An 11082-nucleotide genomic window follows, 5' to 3' on the forward strand; every position below is an offset into this window, starting at 1 on the left:
CTCTCACTCAAGGCGGAGTAGCTCAGTTGGTTAGAGCAGCGGAATCATAATCCGCGTGTCGGGGGTTCAAGTCCCTCCTCCGCTACCAAAATCCCGCATGAAATACCTTAAAACAAAGGGGCTTTCATAGGCGACCGGGGCCAGAGCCCCATATAGACCCCCACATATTCCGCGTATGAATGGTATTCAAGGTTCCTCATAGCCGCTGTTGGTGATCTGACTTGCTTCCGAATTCGTTATCTCGTTGAGGAAGCGAGAGTTACGATGCAAATCGATCCGCGCACGTCCAAATTTGAGAAACGAGAATTGAGACGTGAGTGGGAGCATCCAAGGTGTATTGCATGTCTTGTAACTAAGGAATTGAGCGTTGAGCATCTGATACCAGATGGCCTTGGAGGAATCCTCACGTCACGATTTCTTTGCGGGAATGCAACAGCCGATTTGGTTTCTCACTCGAAGCAGCGGCACGCCTCGCTCCTGAACTCCGTAACCCACGGGTCAAATCCCAGGGCAGATGGCAAGAACATAAAGTTAAGTTATTATGTCAGCATTATTGACGTAAAAATGACGGTAATCACGGTTCAATGACTCACGACGAGCCAAAGCCCAAACGCGGTCCAGACGGGAAGTTCCTACCAGGGCACAAACCGCCAAAGTCGCCCGGTCGACCACGAGGGTCGAAGGGCATTCAGGCGCGGGCATCTAAATTGGCAGGCGAACGTCTTGAACAAATGCTTGGACGCGCCACCGAAGTTATTTCTGACGAACTGGAAGATGGTAATCCCACCATCGCGCAATGGCTCATCGACAGGGTTCGACCACCAGGACGATCCGACTATGTGCAACTGACTGAAGACATCAGCTTTGAAACCATCGAAGACATCGTCGTTAGTTCAGAATGCATCGCCATGGCAGTTTCTCAAGGTGAAATCAGCTTGCAGGATTCTAAATGGCTGCAGGAAGCTCTGGGACGACACGTGCAGTTGAAAAGCATAGAGGAACTTTCTGTGCTTCGTGCTCAGGTTGAGAAGCTGCAACGAACCCGCAGCGGACCACAGGCTATGAACAAATCTCTAGTGCCGAAATGGGGCCGCTTACGTGAGACTTACAAGCATGACTAACCGAAGTTGGATATGGTGTCAGATTAGTGTTATGTCTCGCAAGCTTGAATACTAGGCGAACGAATGGAACGGACAAATCCAATCTCTGACTTTGCGGCAGTTACGGCCTCGCTGAAAGCCGCTCGAGATGCTGAAGCGAGACTGGCAGTCGCCATTCGGCATTCGGAGCAGATTGGTGCGCTTCCCCCTAAATTAATGTCCGCACGGCGAGAACTCTATGAAGCAAGCCGATTGCTGTCTTCAGCCATAGCAAACTTTAAAGAAAATGGCTCGTAACAATGGCGACCAAAATTACTGCAGCCGACGACCACTAAGTTTATCAATGGCTGCTTAACGCGACAAAGCCGCCACCTTTGAAGAATGCTCGAATGCCCGTTTCGAGCCCGACCTAAAACGCAAAGTTAAAGGCATGCTGCACTTGCATCCGGCAATTCGCAGTCCAGAGCGGACATCGCCATTTTCTCATCGAGCGGAAAGCGGTCGTTGCCTGCGATTACAAGCTAAAGATCCACAACGATTGAAAGCAGTCTAAAAAACGCAGGCAGTTGTGCCTCACAAGAAAAACTCTGCCCGCTTGACTACCCAGACCATAGCGATCAGGCTGGCGCATACCGCAACAGCTGCCCGCGAACCGGTCCAGATGCGACCCGGCTGCTTACGCAGAAACAGTACCAGCGGCCAGACCAGTAGCACGATCATCACTTGTCCTGCCTCGACACCGACATTGAAGGCCAGCAGGCTGTGCCAGACATTCGGTGCATCGACGCGTAGGATCTGATGCAACATGAAGGAAAACCCAAACCCGTGCAGCAATCCAATGCCCGAAGTGATGGCGAAGGCTTTCAGATCACGGTGTCCCCGTTGAGGCGGTCGGACGGCCATAACGGCTGCGTAGATGATCGACACGGCAATCGCCAGCTCGACCGTCGGGATGAACCACACTCCGCTTGGAGCAAAGCCGAAGAACCCGAGGATCAATGTGACCGTGTGGCCAAGCGTGAAGCCGGTGACCCGAGCCAGTAGGCTGCGCAGGTTTAGCGCTCCGATGATCATACAAAGCACGAATAGAAAATGATCTGGGCCTTCCAGTATGTGGCGGATGCCTTCGAAGAAAAAAGTAGACGCTGCCGCTGTTGCGGACCCTGATACTTTCACCTGATCGTGCATCAATCCCGTAGCGCGGTAGGTGCGAACCTCGTTGTTGTTATAGTCGAGGATCAGGTTCGCGGTATCCTCTTGCCCTGGTAGGCCGGGATTGGTGGTGTAGGACAGGCTGTAAGTATTGACTGCCCCGATGGCGTAGTGAAGGTGCAGGTCGATCATAACGTCACCGACATAGGTTTCGCCCATCTCGGGGGGAAACACAGTGCCATCGGCCATTGCAGTTTGTGCCTCTGCAAGGGCGGCAAACCCCGGTTCAAACCCCAATGGATGGAGGGCTATGGCGACTACTGATGGCTTCTGGGCCTGGTCCTCTATGTATAGATTGAGGCCATCAGTTGTCAGTTCCGCCAATCCCCCCGGATCGCTGTGCAGAGCGCTTTGATCCAAATAGTGCATCAACACGCCAGCTTCGATCTGATTGTAGGTATAGGGCGCAGGGGTTGGTAAACCGTCTTTACCTTGAGGACCCACCAATTCGGCGACCACATAGGACATCGGCACGCGCAGATAAACGTCCAGACCATCTTCTGAATGCAGGACATGATGCACCCGCACGTTCTGGTTCAACTTGAAATGCGCAAGTGCTGGAGGAGTCATTAAGCCGATAAGCAGGGCAATAACCAGGAATACAGGTCTCATGTGTTTCCTCCTTCAGCTGCGCTACTGGCACGTGGTTTCGCTTCAAGGACTGTCAGGCCGGTCATGCGCCATCCGGTGTCGTGTTCGGCAACATCCAACAATGCGCGGTAGCTGATGACTCTCCGGTGCAGATGCCCCCAATGACCGCCGGACACATAAGCGTCCCAACGTGCCAAGATCTGGAGGCCCTCTTTTGCTTCTTGAACTGAGTCTGCAGTGATATCGTCGACGGCCTCGATGCGTGCCAGCGCGCCGGACGGAAGTTCAATGGAAAGGCCTCGCCGCATCTCAGCGCCAACGTCCAGCCTATGTTCCTTCGACACGTACGAACCAAGGGAGGACTGAAAGGTTGCAGCGTCTGCACTCAGCATGGACACGCTCACATTCTGCAACAAACCATCGAGGATCTGGGTCGCTTGATCGCTATTAGGCGTTCCAGCCCACGGTAAACGCATGCTGTGCGTGGCTCCGCTGGACAGGAATGAAAGAATGAGAAGGATCGAAGACGGAGCCGTTAAAGCATAGCGCCGCCAGGACTGACTTTTGAACGCAAAAAGCGCGATCACACAGGCTATGGCCAGCAGTATAAACGATACGACAGGGACATCGAATTCTCTTCCAAGAGGGGCAATGATGGGTTTTGTCTCGGGGGTTGACCACGACGTGAGGAAATTTGTCCATACCACTGTCGGGTCAGTGGAGGTCACTGTTTCCGGAACGCCTCCAGCTAGGTCGGTGACACGAATGGGAACGGGGCTGCCTCGTTCGGAGAACAGTTCCCATGTAAGACTTAGCTCCTCCGGCAGATCGACGTGAGGAAAACTCAGCACAGCACCGAACATAGCGGTGTTTCGTTCTGTGAACTGTTGAGCATCCAGAACCTTTAAACCTTGCAAGTTCAATTCGACCTGTTCCACCCGAATACTTGCAGGATGACGGCGCACACCATCGACAACCAAAGGATTTCTGTTTGCCAACACCTGCGCCGCAGCCTCTTTGATACTTGCAAGTTCCGTGGCGGTCAGGCTCTGTGCGTTGCCCAAACTTAGTTCAGTCCACGCTTCAAGATCACGCAGGCGAAAGACGACCTCGTGCCGGACCTCCTTTGGTTCAACTGATATGAAAGACGTAATTGGCGCAGAACCATGGCGGGCAATCACCCTGTTCTCGAATGCGGTGTACCAAGGGTCATCCCAGTCCAAAGCCAGCGTCTCGGTGGACGAAAGATAGCGATAGTCATTGATTGCGGTTTCGCCGTGCCATGACAGGAAGCCCATCGTAACCAGGGTCGTGCCATTGTCATTGTTGGGGGGCGCGAAGGAGATGCGTTCGGGCCGGCCAGCAAACGGGTATTCAAGCTCAGCGTATATGACTTCAGATGTTTGGGGGGCTGGTTTCGGAGGCTCCGGCATGCCAGCAGTACGAATGGGCATCGGGCGGTCTTTTCGTAGCCTGAGCTCCACCGTTTCAACGGTTGGCTCTAAGGCTGTCTCGCCGATCTTCACAACGAGTGCGGACATCGGATTTTCTGCAAGCAGACTGGGGTTCAACGAAACCGCTGCGTCCGCGACACTGGTCGGAAGGAAGGCGGCATAGTCCTTTAGGTCAATTTCCAATAACACCCGGACACGATCTTCGAAAACCCGAATCTCGGCGAAGTTGGGAGCGCTTTCAGCGCCATTTGTATTGAGATAGTCCGCCTGCACCGCCCCAACGCATAGCACTAACGTTCCCATGATTACCGACGCGCGTTGTAAGAGGCGGGAGGGGGCCGCCGCAAAGGCGGCCCAATCCAGTTTATGTCTCATCTGTTCCATCCTCAGTCAGGCAGCGGAATGTCCGTGCCGAACATCTCGTTGGTTTCGGTGTAGATTTCCTCGATCAACGGGGTGAACACTTCTCGCCCTTGTGTGATGAAGTCGCTAAACCCGACCTTGTCTTCCGGATTGGCTGGCAACTTCTCGGTCACCGAAGGCAACGGCCAGACGTCTTCGTTGATCACGGCCATACGAACCCGAATGTCGTCTTTCGTGATGTTCCAGACCATGTAGTCGGTGGCCAGTGATAATGGACCGTCGTAAGTCTTGCGAATTTGCGCCTCAACAATCGAGGAAGTGTCGAAGTCGTTGAAGAAGTGATACGCCACGGCCATACGCGGCTCGGTCATCGACATCACTTTGCCCATCATGGAAGGCTCAGTATGAACCTGAGTACCCACGTTCAAGGCATCTTCAACTGGCCATTTCTGCTTGGTCACCAAAAGCTCCGGGGGCAAAAAGCTTTCGTGGATCGAGATGTCTGCACCCTTGGTATACTCAATGTACCACTTGTTAGGGTACGTATCGCTGGTAAAGGCGAACATCAGGTCGTTCCATTTCAGCGTGTAGCTGACGGAACCATCCAGCGCGTGCACCGCAGGTATTGTGCGGATGATCACGTCATTCTCATCGTAGATGATCTCGTTTTCGAGCTTGTAGTCGAATTCGTTCATCTCGATTTCAAGGCCAAGGGTGTTCACATTTCCAAGTCGCGACGCGGAGTCCCACGTCATCATCTGTTTCATACCCTCGACCGCGTGGGCTGTTCCAAGTTCAGGAGATGGGCCGCTCGGCCCCCAGACGCGCAGAGGCCTTTGACGATTGCCGATGACGCCACCGACCCAAAGAGCATCCAGATCGCCGATGTGATCCGCGTGCAGGTGTCCAATGAACACCTTGTCGAGGTAGTCATAGGGGATGGCTAACCCGCTCAGGCGCTCAGCTGAACCAGTTCCGATATCAAAAATGAACTTGTCACCATTGCCAAGCTCAACGAGGAAGCAGGCTGCTGCCTGTGCCGGGCGCGCATTCGGCATTCCGGTGCCACAGGCGGTCACCCGCATCTCATCCTCCCCAAGGTCTTCTGTGCCTGGGTAGTAGACATCCCGTTCAGCCAAAGCCTTCACGGGGGAAAAAGTTGGTGCTGCTTCTTGGGCGTGAGCCGCAGATGGAAACAGGATTTGCTCTGCCACCTCCTCGGCGACTTGCGCGGTTTCTTTGGGCGCAATGACCCATGCGCCAAAGGCGAGACCTGCTACGAACACCGTGGAAAGTCTCAAAACTGCTTTTCGTTTCATGAATACGGCTCCTCCAATCCATTGATGAGGCATCGTTCGCTCGGCGTATTGGTTGCCGAGTGAATTCAGTGGGCTCATGATCAGAAATGAATTCACGTAATGTAATGTATTCACTGTGATTCAGGGGTGATTCACGTATAGTGAGCTGACCTAATGTTCTGTTGCAGGGACCAAATTTGGATCAGACGCATTCAATCGAAAAAGCCAGAACTGTCGCCGAGGCAGACGTGCGCTCGGCCTTGGATCGCGTGCTGAACAACGAGATGTTTTCACAAAGCGAGCGTCTGAGCAGCTTCCTAACCTACATCGTGGAAGAAGCACTCGCCGGGCGTGGGGATGCCATACGCGGCAAGACAATTGCGCAGGATGTCTACGAGCGCGCGCCGCAGGAAGGCAGCGACCCCGAGAATATCGTTCGGGTCCATGCTCGCCAGTTACGTCAGAACTTGGCGATGTACTACGAGACTGAGGGCCGTCGCGATCCTGTGCGGATACACTTAGACAGTGGCGGATATTGTCCGAGGTTTGAACATGTAGATTTACCGGTATCCAAGACACTCATGCCGCGACGAACATCATTCCTATTGATGGCGTCGGTTTTCGTTTTCGGCGGCGCTTTGGGCGGCCTGATTGCCCACTCAACCCTCAAACAACCAATTACTTACCCAGCGGTCGAGGATGCGAGCGACGACAGACAAGCACAGCTGACGCGACAAGCTGTCATGGAAAAATCCGCAGCATCTTTACAGGCTGTGAACTTTGCCGAACAAGCACGTGGCATGATCTTCCCAATCTTTGACCGACCACGACAGGAGCTCATCAACAGCGTTTTTCTGCACGTCATAGAAACCGACCCAAACTTTTACGGCGGTTATGCAGGTGCAGCCCAGACCCTTGCGACATTGGCTATACTGTCACCACGTGGTCCCGTCAGGGACGATTTCGCTGCACAGGCCGAGGCGATGGTACAAAAGGCCGTCACCTTTGGTCCGACAGAGCCTTGGGTTCAATCTGCCAAAGCATGGGTTGAGGTAGCTAAGGGCGACTATGACACCGCATACCGCCTTTCTTCCCGAGCCAAAGAGATGTCCACGCAAGACGGGCACATTCTGGATTTCCACGGGGCGGTATCACTCTTCTCAGGGCGGTTCGAAGATGCGATTGAGGCGGCTGATCGCTCATACCTCAAGGGTCGAAGCAACCAGCGATTTGCCAGCCGCAACATTTTTGGCGCGGCCAACTACCACCTCGGAAACTATGAAAAAACGCTGGAAGGCTTTGAGGCCGCTGCCGCCTTTGGCGACCCGGTAAGCGCACCGTCATTGGCCTATCAGGCCGCTGCCTTGCAGAAACTGGGGCGGAGTTCGGAAGCTTCCAGAAAACTACAAGAGCTCGAACGCAGTTGGCCCAACGCTCCACTCAACGTCATGTTCTACGGCATTTATCAAAACGCGGAACTTGCCGATGAACTGCTTGCGCCACTTGAAGAGCTTGGCTGGGAACCGAAAGCAGCGAAAGCTGGCGCCAAAGAGGCAAACGCAGATTGATAGTGATCAAGTTGGCTGGAGCCATCGACGTCATTTATTCGTTCATTTGTTCCTGTCGGGTCGGAGGCGGACCTCTGCCTCAATGGGCTACGCCGCAGCATTACTGAGCCATGTTGGAGGTCTGCTTTGGGCCGTTCGTTTAACTTTGCTAAGTCCGGTTTCTGCGCATTTCCGACATTCTACAGCCGGGATGCTGCCGGGCAGCGAATTGGAGATTTGTCCGCGATGCGGTCCTTCACGAATTTTCGACGAACGTCTGCAATGAGCCCAAAGCAGAAATTGCTTTTCGGAAGCACAGTCTGCCTATCTGAACTCTCAATTTGACTTCAACTGATCGCCTCCGTCACTACTGCAGTTGCAGAATATCTGGAACGCAAAGCTGTCTATATGCCGGCATCTTATCTGCACCATCCGATCGTTTCAGTCGCTTCGGACCGTCTTTGACCTTGATTTTCGGCTTTGCTAGTGGGCCCTTCAAGGTCACAGGCCAGGGGCTCTTCGAAAGAGGTTCGCCAATTTTGCGGGGCTGAAGATTTAGGTCCAAAACCTTGCCCGCCAAATTAACACCGCCAAAGACGACGACTTGGACGTGATCCGTCTCCAATGTGGTTTGTTTCGTCGAAAAACTTCCATTTGAAATGCTAATCGGCGCCCGCAAACATACGATTGGAGCAACCTTTTGTTTCTCTTTGGAAAACACCCAAGGTAGCACCCCTAGCCCTGCCAGATCCAAAAGTTGGGTCTCGATCGAGCCGTCACGCATTGAAACTGTGGCGTTACCGTTCATGCTGTTTGCAAAATGCTTCGGTGAATCGGTTCCGCCGGTCACCGAAAAATCTGCATAGATCGTACCGCTCGCACCCTTTTTGAAGTTCAGGTTGTGAAGAATTTCATCCAGCTGCCAGCCGCCTGCTTTGCCGGTCAACGTGAGTAGATGCGCGTCGTTCGATAGATCCATCTGCCCGCTGACGTCGAAATGAGCACCTCCATATTCGAACTTCAAAGGTCCGGCCTTGAGCTCTTTTTCGTTGAGCGTCAGTTCGCTTTGCAAACTGCTGATGCCCTTGGCACCTTCGATGTGCCGAAGGTCAACGTCGACATCCATATCCATACCGGACAAGAGAATTGAGCGCCCGATAGGTTTGAGCGTTACATCTCTTAACGCACCTTGGCCGCCCTCGTCTTCTTGCTTAGTTTCTTTCTCTTCCGGCTCTGGGCCTCCTATTTTCCGCAATTGTGCGGCAGCCTGAACGATAGTTCGGATCTGATCTATCTTTATCAGGTCACTCTCAATGGAACCCTGCAGCACCGGGTCGCTTGTTGCATCATCAAGATCGGCCATAATCTGCAAGATAGAGTCGGCGACCTCAACATTGGCACTCGCGTTCCAATCAGTGCCTTCGCTAACAAGGTTGATTTCTAGGCGAGCCTGCCCGGTTTCCACACGTTCAAGCGATAGTGCCTCCAAAAGATCCGCTCCGGATGGAACTGCGACATCAATCGCCAAATCCAGGTCCTCGAATTTGAGTACATTCTCGACAGTGCCATGCACCTCAAGGTTCCAGACGTCTGTATCGCTTGTCTTTCCATCCAAATTCGTTAGCGAAAGCTGATTGATGTCGCCGTTCAAATGGAAGTCACCGGAAAACCTGCCAAGCTGGTCGTCTGGTCCCAACAATTCTTGCGAGATCAAACTGCTTGCCGGTATATCCATTAGGCCTTCTGCTGATACGCCTTGCAACTGAAGCGCGTCATCGACCGAACCGTTCAAAATGATAAACGGATCGGCTGGGTTCCCAATTCTAAGGTTGATGTTTCCGACTTTTAAGGCGCCTTCTGGTGTTCTGGAAAGCTCGGAGAACTTAATCGGGGGCGGGCCTTCGCCGGACGTGTCCAACGTGAAACCGTTGGTCTTAATGACCATTTGTCGCTGCGGCACCTGCCCGGGTACGCTGTCGATAACCATGTCGACTGCGATAAGTTTAAGATCATATCGCGAGGCGGCTGGGGCTGGTTCCGCATCTTCTGGGTACAACCTTATTCGGGTTGTTAGCGATACGTCTTCCGGGTTCCCCAATTCTCCGATCTGCCCCGTCAGCGAAAGGCTTTGCCCGCCATCTAATTCCGCTAATACAGATAGGTCATCAATCCTTGCTACGCCGTCGACTGATGTGAACGTTGCGCCAATATTCCCTGTACCTTCCAAAACGCGGCTCAGCTTCAGGATATCGAGAAGCTGGCCAAGTTCGGCAATCTCTACGGTCGTTGCCACTTGCAGACCGTTCTCTTGAGGGACTTCCTCGGCGAAAATCGAAATCTGTTCGAAGTTCACCGTAAACCGAAACGGGTCTTCCGTGGGAAATGTCGCGATTAGATCAAACCTCTCTCCGTTCAGCGAACCGGCCCCGACTGCTGTCGCAACATCGGTTTCCGTATCACGCTTTAAGAGCAGCTCAGGAAGCTGCAAGTCCAACTCAAGTCCGTTTAAATCGTTCTGATAACGAATGGCGATATCAGTCAGATCAATTTTGCGGTCCGTTAGAATTCCGGCTAACAGTGGCGTCGGGGAATTTTCAGGTCTCCCGGCTTCAGCTTCCGTTTGGGAAATGGACTGCCAGTTTCCGAAGCCGTCTTTGTCTGTGACTAGGTTCAGATGAACACCTGAGAGTGAAAGACCTCTCAGTGACAGTTTTCTGTTCCAAAGGTCGCGCGCGGAAACTTCAAACTCAATCTCATCGATTGCTGCAAGTTTCACATCAGCATTCGGAGAACCGGGTAATTCCAGCCCTGCCGCTGACACCTGCAATTGCCGGCCAATACCTAGACGCACTTCATCTTCAATTCTAACCTCCTGGCCAAGTTTCTTAGAGATCAGGTTTTCGACGAAAGTAGTCCTGACCGAGGAAAACAAAGCAGAAGACAGGAAAAGCCAAGCTGCAAACACAGCGACAAACGCGACAGCGCAACAAATCAAAATACCTTTTGCAACGTATCGCACGTTCTTCTCCCAAAATTCCGCTTCATCCAATGGGCAGCCCAGACCATTTAATCCTTAAGTTAATGGAATATATAGTCGGTAAATGATCTGAAGTCTGAATGATCTTGACCAAATAGCTGATATTCTCGCTTATTTGGTCGAACCGCTAAGAAGCGGGTAAAGGACAAACGTTCGGCTAGTGTTGCACGCCCGGTTTCTTAACAGCTGGCTTAAGGTGAGTTAACCACAGAAATTAGTGAAAAAAAACCACGGTCGTTAATGGGATGGAAGACGACCGTGGGTAGCAGTTAGGGGTATGGCTTTTACGAAGCCATCATGTGTTTGGATCAAAACGCCCACAAGAGATTGGTATTTTGAAATTTGCGTATTGAAAGAAGAGCTTACGAGTTCTTCAAGTAATAGGCGTTCACTGACGCTCCGCAGTGCTTTTCGAGGAGTTGTTTGCGGAAAACGCTTTCACACTTGAAATGAATTCACATCGCGATATTTGACTGCTTT

Annotated in this window: 6 protein-coding genes and 1 tRNA gene; 3 read left to right on the top strand and 4 right to left on the bottom strand. The window is 52.6% G+C overall.

From position 1 onward, the window contains the following. The first annotated feature begins 11 nt into the window (after positions 1 to 11). Together ALB80_RS18230 and ALB80_RS18235 are read left to right on the top strand one after the other, a co-directional pair. A tRNA-Met gene (locus ALB80_RS18230) sits at positions 12 to 88 on the top strand. 619 nt (positions 89 to 707) lie between these two features. After that, positions 708 to 1121 (top strand): hypothetical protein, encoded by a 414-nt coding sequence (locus tag ALB80_RS18235; RefSeq protein WP_157054252.1) that lies wholly within the window; start codon positions 708 to 710, stop codon positions 1119 to 1121. Between the two features lie 552 nt (positions 1122 to 1673). Here ALB80_RS18235 and ALB80_RS18240 read toward each other — a convergent pair. Genes ALB80_RS18240 through gntH form a run of 3 tightly spaced genes read right to left on the bottom strand, consistent with a single transcriptional unit; the run spans position 1674 to position 6039 of the window. Then, positions 1674 to 2924: a HupE/UreJ family protein gene (locus ALB80_RS18240; RefSeq protein ID WP_050605528.1), complete on the bottom strand. Its 1251-nt coding sequence runs from the start codon at positions 2922 to 2924 to the stop codon at positions 1674 to 1676. Beyond that, positions 2921 to 4732, bottom strand: a complete 1812-nt coding sequence (locus ALB80_RS18245) for a hypothetical protein (protein WP_050605529.1) — start codon at positions 4730 to 4732, stop codon at positions 2921 to 2923. The genes ALB80_RS18240 and ALB80_RS18245 overlap by 4 nt, the downstream gene beginning before the upstream one ends. A gap of 11 nt (positions 4733 to 4743) precedes the next feature. Then, the gene (gene gntH, locus ALB80_RS18250; RefSeq protein WP_050605530.1) at positions 4744 to 6039 is read right to left on the bottom strand and encodes a guanitoxin biosynthesis MBL fold metallo-hydrolase GntH; all 1296 of its coding nucleotides are present in this window, start codon (positions 6037 to 6039) and stop codon (positions 4744 to 4746) included. A gap of 176 nt (positions 6040 to 6215) precedes the next feature. Here gntH and ALB80_RS18255 point away from each other — a divergent pair, with 176 nt between their 5' ends. Beyond that, positions 6216 to 7586: a tetratricopeptide repeat protein gene (locus ALB80_RS18255; RefSeq protein ID WP_050605531.1), complete on the top strand. Its 1371-nt coding sequence runs from the start codon at positions 6216 to 6218 to the stop codon at positions 7584 to 7586. Positions 7587 to 7932: 346 nt separating this feature from the next. On the opposite strand, the gene ALB80_RS18260 is transcribed toward ALB80_RS18255, so the two are convergent. After that, positions 7933 to 10584 (bottom strand): AsmA family protein, encoded by a 2652-nt coding sequence (locus ALB80_RS18260; protein WP_050605532.1) that lies wholly within the window; start codon positions 10582 to 10584, stop codon positions 7933 to 7935. Positions 10585 to 11082: the final 498 nt, after the last annotated feature.

The sequence above is a fragment of the Ruegeria sp. 6PALISEP08 genome, assembly GCF_001238295.1.
Classification (GTDB): Bacteria; Pseudomonadota; Alphaproteobacteria; order Rhodobacterales; family Rhodobacteraceae; genus Ruegeria.